Annotated in this window: 19 protein-coding genes; 6 read left to right on the plus strand and 13 right to left on the minus strand. The window is 71.7% G+C overall.

All coding sequences use genetic code 11. The features are described from left to right. The first annotated feature begins 145 nt into the window (after positions 1 to 145). Positions 146 to 826 (plus strand): NAD(P)-dependent oxidoreductase, encoded by a 681-nt coding sequence (locus ACLQ28_RS23650; protein ID WP_425688459.1) that lies wholly within the window; start codon positions 146 to 148, stop codon positions 824 to 826. 4 nt (positions 827 to 830) lie between these two features. Beyond that, a complete protein-coding gene (locus ACLQ28_RS23655; protein ID WP_425688460.1) occupies positions 831 to 1,751 on the plus strand; it encodes a sigma-70 family RNA polymerase sigma factor in 921 nt (306 codons plus the stop codon). A gap of 41 nt (positions 1,752 to 1,792) precedes the next feature. Here ACLQ28_RS23655 and ACLQ28_RS23660 read toward each other — a convergent pair whose 3' ends face one another. The 3 genes from ACLQ28_RS23660 to ACLQ28_RS23670 all read right to left on the minus strand — a co-directional run bounded on the left by ACLQ28_RS23660 (position 1,793) and on the right by ACLQ28_RS23670 (position 6,038). Then, positions 1,793 to 3,088, minus strand: a complete 1,296-nt coding sequence (locus ACLQ28_RS23660) for a cation:proton antiporter (protein WP_425688461.1) — start codon at positions 3,086 to 3,088, stop codon at positions 1,793 to 1,795. Positions 3,089 to 3,195: 107 nt separating this feature from the next. Beyond that, positions 3,196 to 3,873: an HAD family hydrolase gene (locus ACLQ28_RS23665; RefSeq protein WP_425688462.1), complete on the minus strand. Its 678-nt coding sequence runs from the start codon at positions 3,871 to 3,873 to the stop codon at positions 3,196 to 3,198. Positions 3,874 to 3,899: 26 nt separating this feature from the next. Further along, positions 3,900 to 6,038, minus strand: a complete 2,139-nt coding sequence (locus ACLQ28_RS23670; RefSeq protein WP_425688463.1) for a SpoIIE family protein phosphatase — start codon at positions 6,036 to 6,038, stop codon at positions 3,900 to 3,902. A gap of 196 nt (positions 6,039 to 6,234) precedes the next feature. Here ACLQ28_RS23670 and ACLQ28_RS23675 point away from each other — a divergent pair, with 196 nt between their 5' ends. After that, positions 6,235 to 7,044 carry a mechanosensitive ion channel family protein gene (locus ACLQ28_RS23675; protein ID WP_425688464.1) on the plus strand — a complete coding sequence of 270 codons (810 nt, stop codon included), beginning with the start codon at positions 6,235 to 6,237 and terminating at the stop codon, positions 7,042 to 7,044. 70 nt (positions 7,045 to 7,114) lie between these two features. Here ACLQ28_RS23675 and ACLQ28_RS23680 read toward each other — a convergent pair whose 3' ends face one another. Then, entirely contained in the window at positions 7,115 to 7,468 is a 354-nt protein-coding gene (locus ACLQ28_RS23680) for a DUF6401 family natural product biosynthesis protein (RefSeq protein ID WP_425688465.1), read from the minus strand. Between the two features lie 276 nt (positions 7,469 to 7,744). Continuing rightward, the gene (locus tag ACLQ28_RS23685) at positions 7,745 to 7,954 is read right to left on the minus strand and encodes a hypothetical protein (protein ID WP_425688466.1); all 210 of its coding nucleotides are present in this window, start codon (positions 7,952 to 7,954) and stop codon (positions 7,745 to 7,747) included. Positions 7,955 to 8,112: 158 nt separating this feature from the next. Between ACLQ28_RS23685 and ACLQ28_RS23690 the strand changes: the two genes are divergently transcribed. Next, positions 8,113 to 9,417 carry an MFS transporter gene (locus ACLQ28_RS23690; protein WP_425688467.1) on the plus strand — a complete coding sequence of 435 codons (1,305 nt, stop codon included), beginning with the start codon at positions 8,113 to 8,115 and terminating at the stop codon, positions 9,415 to 9,417. On the opposite strand, the gene ACLQ28_RS23695 is transcribed toward ACLQ28_RS23690, so the two are convergent. The 4 genes from ACLQ28_RS23695 to ACLQ28_RS23710 form a co-directional block, all read right to left on the minus strand. Continuing rightward, positions 9,375 to 9,635 carry a hypothetical protein gene (locus tag ACLQ28_RS23695; RefSeq protein WP_184184204.1) on the minus strand — a complete coding sequence of 87 codons (261 nt, stop codon included), beginning with the start codon at positions 9,633 to 9,635 and terminating at the stop codon, positions 9,375 to 9,377. The genes ACLQ28_RS23690 and ACLQ28_RS23695 overlap by 43 nt on opposite strands. Before the next feature lie 109 nt (positions 9,636 to 9,744). Beyond that, complete coding sequence (locus tag ACLQ28_RS23700; RefSeq protein WP_393141321.1) at positions 9,745 to 10,206, minus strand: SRPBCC family protein; 462 nt, start codon at positions 10,204 to 10,206, stop codon at positions 9,745 to 9,747. A 51-nt stretch (positions 10,207 to 10,257) separates the two neighbouring features. After that, positions 10,258 to 10,674 (minus strand): DUF2795 domain-containing protein, encoded by a 417-nt coding sequence (locus ACLQ28_RS23705; protein ID WP_110564927.1) that lies wholly within the window; start codon positions 10,672 to 10,674, stop codon positions 10,258 to 10,260. 100 nt (positions 10,675 to 10,774) lie between these two features. Continuing rightward, positions 10,775 to 11,758: a YihY/virulence factor BrkB family protein gene (locus ACLQ28_RS23710; protein WP_425688468.1), complete on the minus strand. Its 984-nt coding sequence runs from the start codon at positions 11,756 to 11,758 to the stop codon at positions 10,775 to 10,777. Between the two features lie 177 nt (positions 11,759 to 11,935). Here ACLQ28_RS23710 and ACLQ28_RS23715 point away from each other — a divergent pair, with 177 nt between their 5' ends. Next, on the plus strand, positions 11,936 to 12,337 hold the full coding sequence (locus tag ACLQ28_RS23715; RefSeq protein WP_425688469.1) for a ChaB family protein: 402 nt from the start codon (positions 11,936 to 11,938) through the stop codon (positions 12,335 to 12,337). A gap of 69 nt (positions 12,338 to 12,406) precedes the next feature. Here ACLQ28_RS23715 and ACLQ28_RS23720 read toward each other — a convergent pair whose 3' ends face one another. Next, on the minus strand, positions 12,407 to 13,840 hold the full coding sequence (locus tag ACLQ28_RS23720) for an aldehyde dehydrogenase family protein (RefSeq protein WP_425688470.1): 1,434 nt from the start codon (positions 13,838 to 13,840) through the stop codon (positions 12,407 to 12,409). 72 nt (positions 13,841 to 13,912) lie between these two features. Here ACLQ28_RS23720 and ACLQ28_RS23725 point away from each other — a divergent pair, with 72 nt between their 5' ends. Then, entirely contained in the window at positions 13,913 to 15,529 is a 1,617-nt protein-coding gene (locus tag ACLQ28_RS23725) for a phytoene desaturase family protein (RefSeq protein WP_425688471.1), read from the plus strand. Positions 15,530 to 15,770: 241 nt separating this feature from the next. Here ACLQ28_RS23725 and ACLQ28_RS23730 read toward each other — a convergent pair whose 3' ends face one another. From ACLQ28_RS23730 to ACLQ28_RS23740, 3 genes are all read right to left on the minus strand, one after another. Continuing rightward, positions 15,771 to 16,538, minus strand: a complete 768-nt coding sequence (locus tag ACLQ28_RS23730) for a polyprenol monophosphomannose synthase (protein ID WP_425688472.1) — start codon at positions 16,536 to 16,538, stop codon at positions 15,771 to 15,773. 248 nt (positions 16,539 to 16,786) lie between these two features. Beyond that, a complete protein-coding gene (locus tag ACLQ28_RS23735; RefSeq protein ID WP_425688473.1) occupies positions 16,787 to 17,788 on the minus strand; it encodes an SDR family oxidoreductase in 1,002 nt (333 codons plus the stop codon). Further along, positions 17,785 to 18,213, minus strand: coding sequence for an SRPBCC family protein (locus ACLQ28_RS23740; protein ID WP_425688474.1), 429 nt, complete (start codon positions 18,211 to 18,213; stop codon positions 17,785 to 17,787). The genes ACLQ28_RS23735 and ACLQ28_RS23740 overlap by 4 nt, the downstream gene beginning before the upstream one ends. Positions 18,214 to 18,313: the final 100 nt, after the last annotated feature.

Below are 18,313 nucleotides of genomic sequence, written 5' to 3' on the forward strand. Positions count from 1 at the left end.
CGCACGCCCCCACGCCGCTCCCGCAGTTGGCCGGCGGATAACGCCACCGCGAACGGTCGGACCACCGCGACCTGTGCTTTGTCACAAACGATCGGCGCGGACCGACGTCCTTGTGGAAAGCCACTTCGGGGAGGGAGCACACCAGATGCGTATCGTCGTTCTCGGCGCGAACGGGGGCACGGGTCGACGCCTCGTACAGCAGGCGCTGGACGCAGGCCACGACGTACGGGCGGTGACCCGGCAGCCGGAATCGTTCCCGGTCAAGGGCCCGGGGTTGGAGGTGGTGGCCGCCGATGTGACCGTGGATGCCCCGGTGGACGGTGCCGACGTGGTGCTGTCGGCCCTTGGAGCGCCGTTCACTCGGCAACCGGTGCTGCTCTACAGTCGCAGCACCGCGACTGTCCTGGCCGCGATGCGCCGTGCGGGTGTGCGGCGGCTCGTGGTGGTCAGTTCCAGCGCCACCGAGCCGCATCACCACGCCGAGGGCGGTTTCCTGCTCAACCGCGTCATTCAGCCGTTGGTCACCGCCACGATCGGCAAGTCCACCTACGACGATATGCGCGCCATGGAGAGGCTGGTGCGGGAGAGCAACCTCGACTGGACGATCGTGCGCCCGTCGGGGCTCTTCGACAGTGTCAGCGTCACTCGCTACCGACTCTCCGAGAATCGTTCCGACGGCGTCTTCACCAGCCGTGCGGACTTGGCGGCCTGCCTGCTCGCCCAGGCCACGGACACTGCGTGGGTCGGGCGGACCGTGGCTGTCACTACCGGGGAGGGCACTCCGACACTGTTGGCGATGCTACGGCGGGAAGCGTTCGGGAAATAGGGAGATGGACGACCAGGAGTGGTTCGCCGAGCAGATGGCGCAGCACCGCCCGCGTCTGCGGGCCGTCGCCTATCGGCTGCTGGGGTCGTTGACCGAGGTCGATGACGCGCTGCAGGAGGCGTGGCTGCGCACCACGCGCGCCGATCCTGCCCTGATCACCAACCCGGCCGCGTGGCTGACCACGTTGGTCGGTCGGGTGTGCATCGACATGCTGCGGGCCCGTCAGGCGCGCCGCGAGCAGTTGAGCGCGACCTGGGAGCCGCTCGTCAGCGAGTACGGTGATCCCGAGGAAGCCAGCCTGCACACCGACGCGGTCGGGATCGCGTTGCTCGTGGTGCTGGACAGCCTTGAGCCTGCCGAGCGGCTCGCGGTGGTGCTGCACGACATGTTCGGTATGCCGTTCGAGCAGGTGGCCGTCGTCGTGGGGCGCACACCGGCGGCCACCAGGCAACTGGCCAGCCGCGCCCGGCGGCGACTGCGCGAGCATGCCCCGCAGCCCCGCGCCGGCCTGCCCGCCCAGCGACGTGTCGTCGACGCGTTTCTGGCCGCTGCCCGCGCCGGTGACTTCGACGCCCTGCTAGCCCTGCTGGCCCCCGACGTCGTGTTCCGCTCCGACCACGGACGCCGTGCTCGGCTCGCACCCGCCCTGCTCACCGGCGCCCGCGCCGTGGCCGCACGGGCCGCCGACGCCGGGCCACGGTTCGCGCGCCTCTGCGCTCCCGCGATGGTCAACGGGGTCGCCGGCGTCGTCGCCCGCGACCGGAGCGGCAAACCCATCGCCGTCGTCGGCTTCACCGTTCACCACAATCGCATCGCCGCCATCGACATGATCCTCGACCCGGACAAGCTTTCCCCGGGGCCCGAGGCCTCGACGCCGACCGGACCCTTCCCAACCACCGGCGCGGACGATCAGGGCGGCGGGTGAAGTCGCGGCCGAGCGCGTGCTCGGCGGCGAGTTGAAGAACCCTAGGCGTGCCCGGCTGCGGCGACCGGTCGGGCGTCGGTGTCACGTTCGGCCGGGTCGGAGGTCCGCTCGTCCTCGGAGTCCAGCAGTTGCATGACCGGAGTCGCCGTGACGCCGTGCACCACCACGGAGACGAGCACCACCAGCCCGACGGTCGCCCACAGCAGCTCGGCCTGCGGGAAGTCGGCCTTCGTGGTGGCGTACGCGAGGTAGTAGAACGAGCCGACGCCGCGGATGCCGAAGAACGAGATGACCCAGTGCTCGGCGGGCCGGCCCGCCGCGCCACGCAGCGACAACCAGCCGATCAGCGGCCGAACCAGGAACACCAGCGCCAGCCCGACGGCAGCCGCCGGCCAGGTCAGTGGTGCCAGCAGGCCACCCACGATCGCTCCACCGAGCAGGAGCAACAGCACCAGGGTGAGCAGCCGCTCGACCTGCTCGGCGAAATCGTGCAACACCGAATGGAACTCGTGGGTCCGCTCCGCCGCCCGGATCGCCCGCGCCGCCACGAACACCGCCAGGAAGCCGTACCCGCCGACCACCTCCACCAGCCCGTACGCCAGGAACGTGGCGGCCAGCGCCAGGAAACCCTCGGCGTGCCGGGCCAGCCGCAGCTCGCTGGGCGCACGGAAGAACAACTTGCCGAGCAGCCAGCCGATGAGCAGGCCACCGCCGACGCCGACGCCCACCTTCCAGAGCACATCCACGGTGAACCACTCGGCCAACCAGTCGCGTGGGGCGAGGCTGGTCGAGGCGATGGCGATGGCGGCGTAGACGAATGGGAACGCCAGCCCGTCGTTGAGGCCGGCTTCGGAGGTCAACGCGAAGCGGACCTCGTCCTCGGAGTCTTCCACGTCCGTCGGCTCGCCGACCTGCACGTCGGCGGCGAGCACCGGATCCGTCGGGGCCAGCGCGGCGGCCAGCAACAGCGCGGCGGCCGGCACCAGCCCCGCCCACCACCACCCGAGCAGAGCCACCGCCGCGATGCACAGTGGCATCGCGATCGCCAGCAGACGCCAGGTGGACGACCACCGCCGCCAACTCAACGGACGGTCGATCTTGAGCCCGGCACCCATCAGCGCGACGATCACCCCGATCTCGGTGAGATGGGTGGTCAGCTCCGGGTGCGCCAGCGGGTCCGGGGTCGGTAGCCCGACCGGCAGCAGGAACACCAGCATGCCGAGGGCGAGGAAGGCGATCGGCATCGACAGCGGGCGTCGCTCCAGCGCCCGCGGCAGGATGCCCGCGAGCAGAGCGCCCAGGCCCACCAGCGCGAACGCCACGTCTACCGGCTCCACGGCACCACCCTCCAGCCGCACCCGCGAGGCGCGGGGCAGGTGGTGACAATCCATGCCCCGCAGGGCCTCGGGCTATGCGCGTACGGGCCGGCGAACCGGAGTGAGGCTCACCTCGGCTGGGTGAGCGGGGAATCCGCCAACTCGTCCAACAGCGCGGCCGGGTCGTCGTACACCGCCACCGCGCCAGCACCGGCCAGCTCACCGCGGCTGGTGCCGCCGCAGGTCAGCCCCACGCACGGGATGCTCAACGCGCCGGCAGCGACGACGTCCCACACCGAGTCGCCAACGAAGACCACCCGCTCGGCTGCCAACCCGGACTGCGCCAGCGCGGCGACCAGGATGTCCGGTGCCGGCTTGCTCTGCTGAGCGTCCGCCGAGGAAGTGACGGTGTCGATCACATCATCGGCAGCCAGCGCCCGACGCAGCGCGCCGACCTCGGGTTCCGAGGCAGAGGTGGCGAGCACCACCCGCAGCCCCCGCTCGGCGCAGGCGCGCAGCAGGTCCGCCGCCCCGGGCAGCGGCGTGAGTCGTTCCCAGTACTCGGCGTACAGGGTGTCGTGCGCGTCGAGCAGCCTCGGGTCGGCGTCCCGGTCCCGTTCAGGGCCGAGCAAATGGTTGAGAAGCTTGTCCGAACCCATCCCGATCGAGCGGTGCACCAGCGCCATCGGCACCGGCTGGTCGGTCTGGCGCAACGCCTCCCACCAACACACGGTGTGCAGGTAGGTGGTGTCGACAAGCGTGCCATCGACGTCGAAGAGGACTCCGGTGGGCTGGTCGGTACGCATGAGCGTCCTCCTACCCGTCGGGCGTCTCAGGGATGCGCGGTCGGCGGTGTCAGAATCTCGAACCAGACCGTGGAGCCGCGGACCGACGGGTCGGTGCCCCAGGCGTCGCTGAGCTCCTCGATCAGGCCGAGGCCACGTCCACGACTGCTCAACGTGTCGGTGCGGGTCCGGGTCACGGTGCCGCGAGTGCCGGAATCGGCGACCGAGACCAGCAGCCGCTCGGAGCTGAGGTCGATCTCCACCCGGGCGGCGGTGCCGGCGTGCAGCAACGCGTTGGTGGTCAGCTCGCTGGTGCACAGCACCGCAGCACCGATCACCGACTCAGGCACCTGCCAGTCGGTGAGCTGGCCGGTCATCCAGTGCCGAACCCGGCTGGGGGCGGTCGGCTCCGCGGGCACCTCCATGCTCGCCGAGCGACTCGGCTTGAGCGCGTGCTCCACCGCCAGCACGGCCACGTCGTCCTCCGTGCTGCCCGGCACCGCTGCGGTGGCCACCGCGCAGAGCGCGCGCGGGTCGCCACTGCCGGCCTTGGCTACGGCGTCACCAAGGGTGGCCAGCCCGGCGGTGAGGCTCTGCCGGCGACGCTCCACCACCCCATCGCTGAACAGCAGCAAAGTGTCACCCGGGCGGAACGCGACAGTGCTGGTGCCCGGCCGGCCGCCCAGACCCAGCGGAGGACCGGCCGGTACGTCGACGTACTCGGAGTGCGAGCGGCCCTCCGGGTCACTGCGGCGGATCAGCGGCGCCGGGTGGCCGGCGCTGGCCAGGGTCAACTCCCGCCGCTCCGCGTCGATCACCCCGAACACCACGGTGACGAAGAGTTCTTGTGTGCCGGCCTCCGCGCCCAGGCTGGTCACCAGCCGGTCCAACCCGGCCAACACCGCGTCGGGCGCCGGGTCGGCCAGAGCCAGCGCGCGCAGTGCGGCCCGGACCTGCCCCATCCGCGCGGCGGCCTGCACATCGTGACCGGCGACGTCGCCCAGGACCACACCGAGCGCGCCGCTGGGCAGAAGGAACGCATCGTAGAAGTCACCGCCGGCGGCGTTGCCGTCCACCCCCGGGTCGTAGCGGGCCGCGACACGCAACCGGGGCAGATCTGGCAGGTGCTCCGGCAACATGCTGCGTTGCAGAAGCTGGGCCGTGCCGTGCTGGGTCTCGAACCGGCGGGCCCGCTCCGCGGCCTGGCCGATCAACTCGGCCGAGGCGGCCAGCAGTGCCCGCTCGGCAGGCGACCAGGTGTGCGGCACCTGGTAGCCGACCGCCAGCCCGCCGCGGACCACCGACGTGCCCAGGGGCAGGGCCGCCATCGAACGAATCTTCTGGTCATGGCGGTCCACGGCGATATCCCGCAGCGGTTGCCCGTCGCGGACGAAGGATGGGCCGCCGGAGTGTGCCGCCTGCACCACCGGGGCCGTCCAGCCCGCCGGGGCGCGTCGCCAGAGCGGGGGAAGCCGCTCGTCGGCCTCGTCCAGCAACTCGCCGCGAACTCGGCGCACCATGCGCCAACCGCCGCCGCCCTCGTCGACCGCGAACGAGACCTGGTCGGGGTCGAACGTGGTGAGCGCGTACCGCAGCGCCACCCGGGCCACGTCGTCGAGGGTGAGCGTGCCGGCGAGCGCTGCGGCGACCTCGCTGAGGCTCTGCAACTGCTCGGTGACGTGGGTGGTCTCGGCCGCGACCGTCAACGTGCCGACGATCTGCCCGGCACTGTCGCGCACCGGCGAGTAGCCCCGGGTGAAGACCGCCTGCTCCACCGTCGCGGAGTGCCCGCGGACCAACGGCAGAGTGGACTCCTTCTCCAGGAACGGCACACCCTGCCGGTAGGTGCGCTCGAACACCTGACCGACACCGGGCAGCGCCCAGATCTCGGCGAACACCTCGGAGGCCGGGCGGCCGAAGGCGCTCGGGTGTTTGGTGCCCAGCAACTCGGCGTAGCCGGCGTTGTAGAGCAGGACGAGGTCGTCGCCGTACGCCAGGGCCATCGGCATCGGCGAGGCGAGGATCAGCTCGACCACGGCCCGGATCGCCACGTCCCAGCCCTCGGGTGGGCCCAGCGGGGTGCCGGCCCAGTCGTGGGCGAGCACGGCAGCGGCCGCACCGGCACCGGCGGACGCGCCCGGGACCGGAGTCGCTGGCGTGGGGACTCGCCCGACCGTTCCTGGCATGTTCGCAGCCTAGTCGGCCCAACGGAAAAGGCATCGATCGTGGCGGCGGGCCGTCGCTTTCCGTGTCGCGGGGGTCGTTCGGGCAGTTCAGGGCCTCCGCCCGGCGGCCTGCGGCGAAAACGCGGCGCGTTGCGCGGACTGCCAGACCGGTAGGCGGGTATGCGCCCGGCGCAGTCCATGCGACAGGAGGGACATCATGCTGAAAACCCTCGCGGTCCGGCAGGCCGACATCGGCGATGCCATCGCCGACACCTGGAGGTCGGTGCTGCTCTTCATCCCGAAGGCAGTGGCCTTCATCGTCATCCTCGTGGTCGGCTGGCTCATCGCCAGAGCCGTCCTCAAGATCGTGGATACGGTGCTAGAGCGGGTGCATTTCGACCAAGCGGTCGAACGCGGCGGCATCAAACGGGCCCTGGAGAGAACGAAGTACGACGCCTCCGACATTCTGGCCAGACTGGCGTACTACGCCGTACTGCTGTTCACTCTGCAGTTCGCGTTCGGAGTCTGGGGGCCCAACGCGATCAGTGACTTGATCAGCGGCGTGGTGTCCTGGCTGCCGCGTGCGTTCGTCGCCATCGTCATCGTGGTGGTGGCGGCTGCGATCGCCAACGCCGTGCGGGATCTGGTCACCGGGGCGTTGGGAGGGCTCTCGTACGGCAAGGTCCTGGCCGACCTGACGGCGATCTTCATCATCGCGCTCGGCGTGATCGCCGCGCTGAACCAGGTGGGTATCGCCACGACGGTGACGACTCCGGTGTTGATCGCGGTGCTCGCCACGGTAGGCGGCATCCTGGTCGTCGGTGTCGGTGGCGGTCTCGTGAAGCCGATGCAGAACCGCTGGGACGGCTGGCTGGCTCGGGCGGCCCGGGAAGCCCAGGCGGTGCAGCAGCAGCGTCAGGCCAATGCGGCCGGGCGTAGCGACGTGGAGCGGCAGATGGCCGACCGCGGGGGCGACCGCACCCAGGCAATGCCTCAGGTGGACGAGGCCCAGCAATACCGCTCGTAGCGAGGTAAACGGCACAACGGGTCGGGGAGGGTGTTCCGCGTACGGCGCGGAGTGCCCTCCCCGTTGCTCGTCAGGCCCCGTCGAGCGAGCGGGCCAGCGCGCAGACCGCGAGCAGTCGGATGAGCAGCCACTCCGGGTCGCTCCAGTCCACCGGCCCGGCCGGCGGCACCCACCCGTGCTCCAGGGCAGCCGCGCGGACCCCATCGGCGTAGCCGGCGAGGGCCGCGGCGGTCAGCGGTTGGCGGTCGCCGTCGAGGCTGTCCCGCACGGCGGCCGCATGCTGGTCGACGAGGGCCAGCAGCCTTGGTCGCGCAGCGGCGGCGGCGAGCCCGACGGTGCCCACGGAGACGGTGAGGGCGGCCAGGGTGGACCGCGCCGAGTCGACGGCGGTACGGGGGGCGACCCGGTTGAACGGCACACGCATGGTGACCGAGGTTAACCGATGGGTCACCGGGTCGACCTCGGCCGCCCGGCGGGTGTCGCCTGCGCCACCTGGACGACCAGGGCTGGCCGCGGGGGTTGATCCGGCACAGACGGGGCACCAGGAGAACCGGGCGCAGAGGGTGGCACACGGCACGGAGGCAGGCAATGGGACAGCAGCTGGACGGACCGGACGAGCAGCACCGGCGGCCGACCGGGGTGAGCGACGCGACGCTCGCCGCGCTCGGCAAGCTCAGCGAGGCGCTGGAATGCGTGCGGGTTAGTCGCTTGTCGCGTCGGCCGGGCGTCGCCGGGCCGCGTCGTCGGCGATGATCACGGTGGCCACCATCAGCGCGACGCAGAGGCTGAACAGCCACGACTCGTCGGCGACGAGCTTGGCGGACACGGGCGCCTGTAGCGCGGCGAGCAGGAAGCCGAGCCAGGCGAGCCGGCGCTGACGCGTGGAGAGGAATGCGGAGCCTTGATGCATCCCGAAATTCTTACGCGAACGAGCCGCTTTGCCGTCCCCCGATCGGCCGATTCTGGATGAGCTGTCCGTTTTTCTCGACCGTACGGACACGAATTCTTTGTGCGGCGAGCGATCCGGTGCCCACGGCACTAGGGTGCCCTCCGGCAGGATGATGTCTCGTGGCCACCCCACCTGCGCGTCCTCGCGCCACGCTGCTCCTGCTGGCCTACCTCGCGTTCGTCAGTCTCGGCCTGCCGGACGGGCTGCTCGGCGTCGCCTGGCCCTCGATCCGGAGCGACTTCGGCGTACCGACCGAGGCCGTCGGGTGGGTGCTCACCGCCGGCACCGTCGGCTATCTCACCTCCAGCGTGCTGGCAGGCTTCACGCTGGCCCGGGTCGGCGTCGGTGCCCTGCTCGCCGGCAGCACCGTGCTGGCCAGCCTCGCGCTGACCGGCTACTCCGTGAGCCCCGTGCTGGCGGTGCTGGTGGGCTGTGCGCTGCTGCTCGGGCTCGGGTCCGGCGCGGTCGACTCCGGGCTCAACGCGTACGCGGCCGGGACCTTCGGGGCCCGGCACATGAACTGGTTGCACGCCTTCTTCGGCCTCGGCGTGGCCATCGGCCCGCTGATCATGACCGGGGTGCTGAGCGCCGGGCTCGCCTGGCGCTGGGGGTACGGCATCGTGGCCGCCGCCCAACTCGTTCTCGCCGCCGCATTCGTGCTCACCGTGCGGGCCTGGCATCGCGGCGCCCCGACGAGCACCGAGGCGGGCGCGGCCGTCGGAACGGGCCCGACCAGCGCGGACGGTGCCGCACCGGGCGTCCGGGTTCCGATTCGGGACACACTGCGACTGCCGGCCGTCTGGTCGGGGTTGCTCGCCTTCGCGCTGTACGTGGCCATCGAGGTGTCCGCTGGCCTGTGGGCGTTCCTGCTGCTGACCGAGGGACGGGGGCTCAGCGCGGCGGTGGCCGGCGGCTGCGTCTCCGCGTACTGGGGCAGCCTCTTCGTCGGCCGGGTCGTGCAGGGTGTGGTGGCCGAGCGCCTGGGGGCCGGGCTGGTGTTGCGCGTCAGCCTGGCCGGAATGGCCGTGGGCGCGGCGCTGATCGCCGTACCCGGGCCGGCCGTGCTGGCGGTGCTCGGCCTGGTCGTGGTCGGTTTCGCCGCCGCGCCGGTGTTCCCGCTGCTCACCCTCACCACCGCCGAACGGGTCGGCGCTGCGCACGCGGACCGGGCCATCGGGCTGCAGATCGGCGCCTCGGGCCTCGGCGCGGCGTTCGTCCCGGCCGGACTGGGCGTGCTGATTGGCAACACGTCGGTGCAGGTGCTGGGCTCGGCCCTGCTGGTGCTCGCGCTGGCGTTGGTCGCGCTGCACGAGTGGGGCGCGCGCCGACCCACCACCGGCTCGCCCGCGCGGGCGCTTCCCGCCCAAACGGGGCGGGAAACTCAGACGTCCGGCCCGGTCCGGCCGGTGGTGGACGGACGGTAGGCGCGCTGCGGGTCGGTGTCCTCCCGGCTGTTGCCCCGGACCGCCCCGTCGCGGTCCGACGCCGCCGGGCCGTGCCCGAACGTGGCCTCCTCGCCGGCGTCGTTGCCGGTCACGTCGTCAGCCTCCCCGTCGAGGCTGGAGCCCGACACGGCACGCTCCAGCTCCTCCAACGGAAGCCGCTCCTCGTCCCGCCACACCCTGATGTTGTCGTCGGTCATGTCTACAGCCGTACCCGGGCGCGATGATCGCAAACGGCGCCACACGACCGGGCTCGGGAACGGCGATGGCCGCCAGGATTCTGGCGGCCATCGGTGTCACTGCTGAGGATCACGGCTGCGGGCGGTCCACCGAGCCACGCCAGGCGCCGGTCTCCTGACCGCGTCGCTCGATGTAGGTCTTGAACCGCTCCAGGTCGCCCTTGGCGCGCCGGTCGACGATGCCGAGCTTGTCGCCGGCCTGCTCGACGACCCCGTGCGGCTCGAACTCGAGCTGCAGGGTGACCCGGGTCTTGTCCGCGTCGAGCCGGTGGAACGTCACCACGCCGGCCTGCTGGGCGCCGTCGGTCGAGCGCCAGGCGACCCGCTCGTCGGGGAGCTGCTCGGTGATCTCGGCGTCGAACTCGCGCTTCACCCCGGCGATGTCGACCGTCCAGTGGGTCATCGTGTCGGAGAGCTGCCGAACCTCCTGCACGCCCTCCATGAACTCGGGGAACTGCTCGAACTGCGTCCACTGGTCGTACGCGGTGCGGACGGGCACGGAAACTTCCACATGTTCGGTAACGCCACTCATGAGAGAACCTCCTTCAGCCGCTGGTGGTCGTCGAATCGGGGGCGATTCTTCTCACCAGCGAGTCGTCTCGTTCTTGTTGCCGAGGGCGGCCCATACCTCGGAAACCGTCTGGTAGAGGGTGCCCTCGGGCAGTCGTTCCAGGGCTGCCACGATGTCGTCCGGCGCCTCGTTCTCGCGGGCGCTGGCGATGAGCACCAGGCGGTCTCCCGGCAGGGCGCTCATCGAGATGAACCGGCCGAGCCGGCTGCGCTGCTCGACATCCGTGGAACTCATTCCCTGCGGGGTGCCGGTGCGCAGGTCGCCGGCCGGGGCGGTGGTCGTCTCCGGCTGGTCCTCGCCCGCCGGTTCCGGCACCCGCGACTCGTCGACCCGAGAGCCACCGGTCCCCGGCCCCTGCACGAGGCCGCTGACCTCCTGACTCATCTGTTCGTCGATCCTCGGTCCGTGCTTGCTGTTGCCACGCTCCATGCCTTCTGCGCTACCCGGCCCCCTGTCCGCTAAACCGGCAACGGGTCACGAACCGGCCCTCGGCCCGGCCCCGGACCGGACATCCGCCCCCGAACCGGGGTCAGTCGTCGGCGGGCTTGCGCGGCGGCAGCACCGGCTCCTCCGGGTCGGGGTCACCGGCCTGCAACTGCCGCCCGCGCTGCACCTGGGCGTTGATCTGCACCCCGAGCATCAGCGCCGAGTTGGACAGGTAGAGCCAGACGAGGAACGCGATGGCGGCACCGAGGCTGCCGTAGGTCGTCTTGTACGAGGCGAAGGTGGCCACGTAGAGGCCGAAGCCGAAGGAGACCACCGCCCAGGAGAGCAGGGCCACCGCGCCGCCGGGGGTGAGCCAGCGGAAGCGGGGTTGGCGTACGTTCGGGGCGATCCAGAACAGCAGGGACAGCAACACCATCATGACCATGGCGAGCACCGGCCACTTCGCCACGCTCCACACCGTGCGGGCCAGGCCCCCGGCGTTGATCAGGTCGCCGACCGCGTCGGTGACCGGGCCGCTGACGATCAGACCCAGGGCGACCACCGCGAGCAGCACCAGCGTGACCGCGGCAAGGCCGATCTGCAACGGCCGCAGCTTCCAGACCGGCCGACCCTCGGTCACCCCGTAGACGGCGTTGGAGGCCCGGGTGAACGCGCCGATGAAGCCCGACGCGGACCACAGCGCGCCGAGCAGGCCGAAGCTCAGCAGCACCTTGGCGTTGCTCTCCTGGAGCACCACGGACTGGATCACCTTGACCACGCCGCCGTCGTCGGTCATCACCGACCCGGCACCCACCTGGTTGGCCAGGTCGACCACCGTGTCCAGGGTCCGCTCGCCGTCGGAGACCAGACCAACCAGGGCCACCACCACGATGGCGGACGGAAAGAGCGCCAGGACCCCGTAGTAGGTCAGCGCGGCGGCCCAGTCGGAGCAGTTGTCGTTGACGAAGTTCTGCACGCTGCGGACCAGCACCCCGCGCCAGGTCCGCCAGCTCAGCTGCCGCATCCGTCGGGGCACCCGCGTGCCCGGTTTGCCGTCGAGCGTCGTATCGGGCTCGGTGGTCGTCATGCCCGCTCCCTGCGCCCCGGCCGCCGGATGACCGGTCGTCCGGTCTGGCCTGGCCCGCCGGTACCCGGATTCCGAAATCGACAAACCCGCCCAGCGCCTCGCGGGTTCCGCGTATGGTTTGCCGCCGCGGCACAGGGGAACGGTCACGGTGACCCTGTCGACACGGAGGAGGACGAGATGCCCGGGCGCGAAGACCTGCCCAGCACGCTGCGACGCTCCTCGGATAAGGCGCAGCGCACCTGGGAGAAGACGCACGACTCGGCGGTCGAGACCTACGGTGAGGGGGAGCGGTCGCACCGCACCGCCTTCGCCGCGGTGAAGCACCAGTTCGAGAAGGTGGGCGACCACTGGGAGCCGAAGGGCCGCAAGGGCCCGAGCGACCAGCAGGCCGCCGGCGGCGGGCCGGAACGGCGAGCCCCCACCGCCGGTGGAGTGGACGCCAACGCCACAAAGGACCACCTGATGTCGGTGGCCCGCAAACTCGACGTACCTGGCCGGTCCAGCATGACCAAACCGGAGCTGGTCAAGGCGATCGAGAAAGCCAACGACCGAGCCACCCGCAAGGCTCGCGGGAACTGACCGCCGCCGCACCAGAGCACACCGACGCGGTACGGGCGGACGCGCCACCCCTGCGTCCGCCCGTACCGTTCACCAGTGCCCGCCGCCCGGCGCCTCGATGTGCACCGCCTTCGTGGCCGTGAACTCGTCCAGCAGCTCCGGGCCGTACCCGTAGCCCTGCCCACTGGCCCCGCGCGGGTGCGCGGCGCCACCTGGCGCGCCCCCGAACACCGCGTTGACCTTGACGGTGCCCACCGGCAGCTCCCGCCAGGCCCGTTGTGCGTGACTCATCGACGTGGTCAGCACGGTGGCGGCCAGCCCGTACGGGGAGTCCGCTGCGCAGCGCAGTGCCTCGTCGAACGAGTCGACCACCACCACCGGAGCGACCGGCCCGAATGTCTCCTCCCGCACCAGCGGCATGTCGTGCCGGCAGTCGGTGACCACCGTGGCCGGGTAGAACGATCCTGGGCCGTCCGGCACCTCCCCGCCAAGGCGGACCTGTGCGCCGGCGGCCACCGCCGCCGCCACCTGCCCGTGCACGTGCTCCCGGTGCCGCCGGTCGACCAGCGGACCCAACTCGGTGCCGGGGTCCCGGCCCGGCCCGACCCGTAGCGCATCGGCGCGTCGCACCAGGGCGGCGACGAAGTCCTCGGCCACCTCCCGGTGCACGTAGATCCGCTCCACCGCCACGCAGATCTGCCCAGCGTTGGCGAACGCGCCGAGCGCGGCCTGACCGGCCGCCCACTCCGGATCCACGCCCGCATCCACGATCAACGGGTCGCTGCCCCCGTTCTCCAGGATCACCTTCGCGCCGGTGCGGGCCGCGGCGGCGGCGATCGCCCGTCCGGTCGCGGTGGAGCCCACGTGCGCCACCACGTCGACGTCCTCGGCCGCCAGCGCCGCACCGACCTCGGGGCCGCCCGTGAGCAGCGACAACACACCAGCCGGTAGCGCCTGATCCAGCGCCCGCGCCAGCAGCCAGCCCGTCGCCGGCGCCCGTTCGCTCGGTTTGTAGAGCACCACGTTGCCGGTGACCAGGGCTGCACCGAGCAGCCCGCAGGAGACCGCCACCGGGTCGTTCCAGGGCGTGATCGCGGCCACCACACCGCGCGGCTGCGGGGTGAGGAAGTCCAGCGCGTCCGCTTCGCCGTTGAGCGACCGCCCGCCGCGCAGCGGAGCCAGCTCCGCGTACTGTCGCAAGGTGCTGATGCCCGCCTCGACCCCGCCGCGGGCGTCCGCCAGCGGCTTGCCCATCTCCGCGGTGACGGCCGCCGACAACTCCTCGATGACCGCCTCCACCGCGTCCGCGGCCCGGTGCAACGCAGCGGCCCGCTCAGCGGGCGCGGTAGCCGCCCACTGGGCCGCCGCATTGCGCGCCGCCTGGGTCGCTTTGCCGACCTCATCGGCCGTGGCCACCGGCACCGTGCTGACCGGCGAACCGTCCGCCGGATCATGCACGACCAGTTCGCCGCCGTCGCCGCCCGCGCCCCACACCCCGCCCACCAACTGCGCAACCGTGTACATGCGGCGCTGGATGCCCCGGCCCCGGCGCGGCAAACGCGTTTCGCCTGGTTGCGCGCCGGGTAGGCGGATCGGATGACAACCACCTCCGCGCAGAGCGTGGACGCTGTCATCGTCGGGGCCGGACACAACGGCCTGGTGGCGGCCAACCTGCTGGCGGACGCCGGCTGGGAGGTGGTGGTGCTGGAGGCGAGCGCGGTGCCCGGCGGCGCGGTCCGCTCCGCCGAGGTGACCGCGCCCGGCTACCTGAGCGACCTCTACAGCTCCTTCTACCCCCTCGGGTACGCCTCACCGGTGCTGGGCGGCCTCGACCTGGGTCGGCACGGGTTGTCCTGGCGGCATGCGCCGGACGTGTTGGCGCACCTGCTGCCGGACGGCCGGGCTGCGGTGATCAACCGGGACCCGGACGTCACAGCCGCATCGCTGGAGCAGTTCGCCCCCGGTGATGGCAAGCGCTGGCTCGACGCGTACACCGACTGGCTCGACGTGGCCGAGCCGATGCTGGAGGCCATCACCACACCGTTCCCGCCGGTACGCGGCGGGCTGGGCCTGCTGCGTCGGCTGCGCGTGGCCGGCGCGCTGCGACTGGCTCGACGCCTGGTGGTGCCGGTCCGCAAGCTCGGCGACGAACTGTTCGACGGTGCCGGCGGACCGGCTCTGTTGGCCGGCTGCGCCCTGCACACCGATTTGTCCCCCGAGGAGGCCGGCTCCGGGGTGTATGGCTGGCTGCTGGCCATGCTCGGCCAGCAGGTCGGCTGGCCGGTGCCGAACGGCGGCGCGCAGCAGATCACCAACGCGCTCGTTGCTCGGTTGTCCGAGAGCGGGGGGACGATCCTCTACGGCGCCCGCGTCGACCGGGTGCTCACCGCCCGGGGACGGGCGATGGGGGTACGCACGGAGGGCGGCGCACTGTGGCGGGCCCGCCGGGCCGTGCTCGCCGACGTGCCGGCGCCAGCGTTGTACCTCGACCTGGTCGGCGCGGCGGCGCTGCCGCCGCGACTGGTGGAGGACCTGACGCACTTCCGGTGGGACGGTTCGACACTCAAGGTGGACTGGGCACTCTCCGCACCCGTGCCATGGCAGAACCGGGAGTTGGCCGGTGCCGGCACCGTGCACCTCGGCGCGGACCTGAACGGGCTGACCCACTACGCGGGTGAGCTGGCCCAAGGCAAGCTGCCCCGCGACCCGTTTCTGCTGGTGGGGCAGATGTCCGTGGCCGACCCGAGTCACTCCCCGCCGGGCACCGAGTCGCTCTGGTCGTACACCCACCTGCCGTTTCGTCGGAACTGGCGGGCCGAGGACGTCGCCGGGCACGTGCAACGGATGGAGGACGTGCTGGAGGCGGCGGCGCCGGGTTTCCGGCAACTGATCGTCGGGCGACACGTGGCCGGTCCGGCCGACCTGGAGAAGGGCAACCCGAGCCTGGTCGGCGGCGCTCTCGGCGGCGGAACCGCCGCCGCGTACCAGCAGCTCTTTCTGCGCCCGATCCCTGGCCTGGGCCGGGCGGACACCCCGGTGGACCGGCTCTTCCTGGCCAGCGCGTCGGCGCACCCCGGCGGCGGTGTGCACGGCGCACCCGGCGCGAACGCGGCGCGCGCGGCGTTGGCCCGCGACCGCGCGCTAACGGGACGCGCCTACGCAGCAGCAATAGCCACCGCCCACCGAGCCCTCTACCCCAACGAACTCACCTAACCCCACCCAAACCCCCACCCCCCACCCCACACCCGTCCGCCCCCACCGTCCGCGTTGATCATGGGGTTGGCGGGGCGGTTGGAGATCAACAAGCCCGCTAACCTCATGATCAACCTGGGGGTTGGGGGTTGGGGGTTGGGTGTTGGGTGTTGGGTGTTGGGGGTTGGGGGTTGGGGTTGGGGTTGGGGGTTGGGGGTTGGGGTTGGGGTTGGGGTTGGGGGTTGGGGGGGTGGGTTTGGGGTTAGCGGGTGATGTTGCGGTGCTTGCTTCGCAGGCGGAACGGCATCAGGGCGCTCTCCACCTTGGTCGCGGTGGTCATCTTCGAGACGCCGTCGCGCCGCTCCTCGAAGCGGATCGGCACCTCCAGGATGGTGTGCCCCAGCTTGGTGGCGAGGTAGTGCATCTCCACCTGGAAGCTGTAGCCGTTGGACTGCACCCGCTTCAGATCGATGTCGCGCAGCGCGTCGGACCGCCAGATCTTGAAGCCGGCGGTCAGGTCCCGGATGCGCACCCGCAGCAGGGTGTGCACGTAGAGGTTCGCCCAGCCGCTGAGGGCCCGACGGTACAGCGGCCAGTTCTCGTCCAGCTCTCCGCCGGGCACGTAGCGGGAACCGATCACCACGCTGGCCTGGGTGGAGACCAGCGCGCCCAGCATCCCCGGCAGCGCCTCCGGTGGGTGGGACAGGTCGGCGTCCATCTGCGCCACATACTCCGCGCCGCCCTCGATCGCCCGACTCATCCCGTCGACGTACGCCCGGCCGAGGCCCTCCTTGCCGGCGCGGTGCACGACCTCGATCCGGTCCGGGTGCTCGATGGCCAGCTTGTCGGCCACATCGCCGGTGCCGTCGGGGGAGTTGTCGTCGGCCACGAGGATGCGCAGGCCGGGCAGCGGCAGGGCGAGCAGCCGCTCCACCAGCGTGGGCAGGTTACCCGCCTCGTTGTAGGTGGGCACGACAACGGTCAGGCGTGCGTCCCGCCACGGCGACGGCAGCTGCACAGGCTCGATCATGCGGACATCCTCGGTTTGCGGAAGGGGGCTCCCCGAAAGGGTATCCAGTTGTCACGTTCGGGTTGAAGAGGCACCCCTTCCAGGCGTTGCGGACGGCAGTGCCCCGCAGTGTCCGGGTATCAATGCGCTCGTCGGGGAGTTGGCGTGCCAGCGCGCCCAGGTCGGGCGACCGACGTCGGTGTCGGGCGGTCGACGTCAGCGAGAGCGGTCGACGTCAGCGAGATGAGGTCGACGTCAGCGAGAGGCGGTCAACGTCTGCGACGGGCCACGGCGGTGAGGGCAAGCGCCACAGCGGCGAGCGCGACACCGGACACCGCCGGCTTGTGGGTGCCGACCCAGAGGGCCGCTGACCGGTCATGCGCCTGTTCATGGAACACGCCCGCCGTGCCCCGATCTGTGTCTTCATCGCCAGGATGGTCGAGATTGTCGCGCCAGGTGGTCGGATCGATCTCGTCGCCGGTCTGCTGGCTCTCGTACCCGTCACGGGCCAGCTTCCGGTCGAGCAGGCCGGGGAACAGCGCGTCGGCAAGTCGGGCCTGCCACGTGGGGCCGCCCACGTTCAGCTCCCGGGTGCCACGATCGGCGGACCACACGATCGCCCGAGCGGCCAACTCCGGCGTGAAGATCGGCGGCACCGGCTGCGGATGCCGGGGAAGCCGCGTACGGACCCAGGAGAACTGTGGCGTGTTCACCGCCGGCAACTGCACCATCGACAGCTTCACCCCCGGGCAGTCGTGCAGCAGTTCGGCGCGGAGCGAGTCGTTGAAACCCTGCACGGCGTGCTTGCTCGCGCAGTACGCCGACTGCAGCGGGATCCCCCGGTAGGCCAACGCCGAACCCACCTGCACGATCGCGCCCCGCCCGTGTGCCCGCATGTGTCGCAGCGCCGCCAGGGTGCCATGCACCGTGCCCAGGTAGGTCACCTCGGTGACCCGGCGGAACTCGCGCGCCGGGATCTCCCAGGCCGGTGCGAACACCGACACCATGGCGTTGTTGACCCACACGTCGATGCGGCCCCACCGGTGCGCCACGTCGTCGGCTGCCTGCTGCACCGCACCCGCGTCGGCCACGTCGACCCGGTACGCGCGCACGTCGGTCGCGCCGCGCAGGCGGCACTCCCGCTCGGCGGCGGCCAGGCCCGCCTCCCCCCGGGCCAGCAGCGCCAGCCGGGCGCCCCGAGCCGCGTACGCGTGCGCGACCGCGCGGCCAACGCCGGCGCTCGCGCCCGTCACCACCACGGTCTGCGTCACTGCGACCCCTTCTGTCGGGTGGCAATGTCGGCGAGCCGGTCCAACGTCTCCCGGTTGCGCAGGTGCAGCACCAGATCGTTGACCTTGTTGCGGACCCAGCGCAGCGGGCCGGACGCGAAATCCTCCCCGATGCGAACCCGGGTGGCGCCTCCGTCGACCGGTTGCAGCGTGAACGTCACGATCGCCTCGCCGGCCGGCCAGAGGCCCGCCCTCAGCACGAGCCGGTGCGGCGGCTCGCACACCAGCACCGTCGACGCGTCCTGCAACGAGAACGGCCACGGCCCGGCTTTGTGGTGCAGTTGGCTGCCCACCCGGGGCCAGGCGTCGTCCACGTCACGCAGGTGTGCCGTGCCCACCACCCAGTCGCTGTACGTCCACCCGTCGGCGAGCACGTCGAACACCTGTTGGGGGGCAGCGTCGATCACTTTCTCCACAATCGCCACTGGACTCCCATACCCGCACCACGCCACGGGTAACGGTTGGCGGGTTAGCTTCTCCCGCGCGGCGGGTAAGGCCGACACGGGC

This window comes from Micromonospora sp. DT201 (genome assembly GCF_049841575.1).
Lineage (GTDB): Bacteria > Actinomycetota > Actinomycetes > Mycobacteriales > Micromonosporaceae > Micromonospora.

Bases quoted from the DNA above. Each gene is read 5' to 3' on its own strand.
- ACLQ28_RS23650 (WP_425688459.1), top strand. From the start codon at position 146: ATGCGTATCGTCGTTCTCGGCGCGAACGGGGGCACGGGTCGACGCCTC.
- ACLQ28_RS23655 (WP_425688460.1), top strand. From the start codon at position 831: ATGGACGACCAGGAGTGGTTCGCCGAGCAGATGGCGCAGCACCGCCCG.
- ACLQ28_RS23665 (WP_425688462.1), bottom strand. From the start codon at position 3,873: ATGCGTACCGACCAGCCCACCGGAGTCCTCTTCGACGTCGATGGCACG.
- ACLQ28_RS23670 (WP_425688463.1), bottom strand. From the start codon at position 6,038: ATGCCAGGAACGGTCGGGCGAGTCCCCACGCCAGCGACTCCGGTCCCG.
- ACLQ28_RS23675 (WP_425688464.1), top strand. From the start codon at position 6,235: ATGCTGAAAACCCTCGCGGTCCGGCAGGCCGACATCGGCGATGCCATC.
- ACLQ28_RS23680 (WP_425688465.1), bottom strand. From the start codon at position 7,468: ATGCGTGTGCCGTTCAACCGGGTCGCCCCCCGTACCGCCGTCGACTCG.
- ACLQ28_RS23685 (WP_425688466.1), bottom strand. From the start codon at position 7,954: ATGCATCAAGGCTCCGCATTCCTCTCCACGCGTCAGCGCCGGCTCGCC.
- ACLQ28_RS23695 (WP_184184204.1), bottom strand. From the start codon at position 9,635: ATGACCGACGACAACATCAGGGTGTGGCGGGACGAGGAGCGGCTTCCG.
- ACLQ28_RS23700 (WP_393141321.1), bottom strand. From the start codon at position 10,206: ATGAGTGGCGTTACCGAACATGTGGAAGTTTCCGTGCCCGTCCGCACC.
- ACLQ28_RS23705 (WP_110564927.1), bottom strand. From the start codon at position 10,674: ATGGAGCGTGGCAACAGCAAGCACGGACCGAGGATCGACGAACAGATG.
- ACLQ28_RS23710 (WP_425688468.1), bottom strand. From the start codon at position 11,758: ATGACGACCACCGAGCCCGATACGACGCTCGACGGCAAACCGGGCACG.
- ACLQ28_RS23715 (WP_425688469.1), top strand. From the start codon at position 11,936: ATGCCCGGGCGCGAAGACCTGCCCAGCACGCTGCGACGCTCCTCGGAT.
- ACLQ28_RS23720 (WP_425688470.1), bottom strand. From the start codon at position 13,840: ATGTACACGGTTGCGCAGTTGGTGGGCGGGGTGTGGGGCGCGGGCGGC.
- ACLQ28_RS23725 (WP_425688471.1), top strand. From the start codon at position 13,913: ATGACAACCACCTCCGCGCAGAGCGTGGACGCTGTCATCGTCGGGGCC.
- ACLQ28_RS23730 (WP_425688472.1), bottom strand. From the start codon at position 16,538: ATGATCGAGCCTGTGCAGCTGCCGTCGCCGTGGCGGGACGCACGCCTG.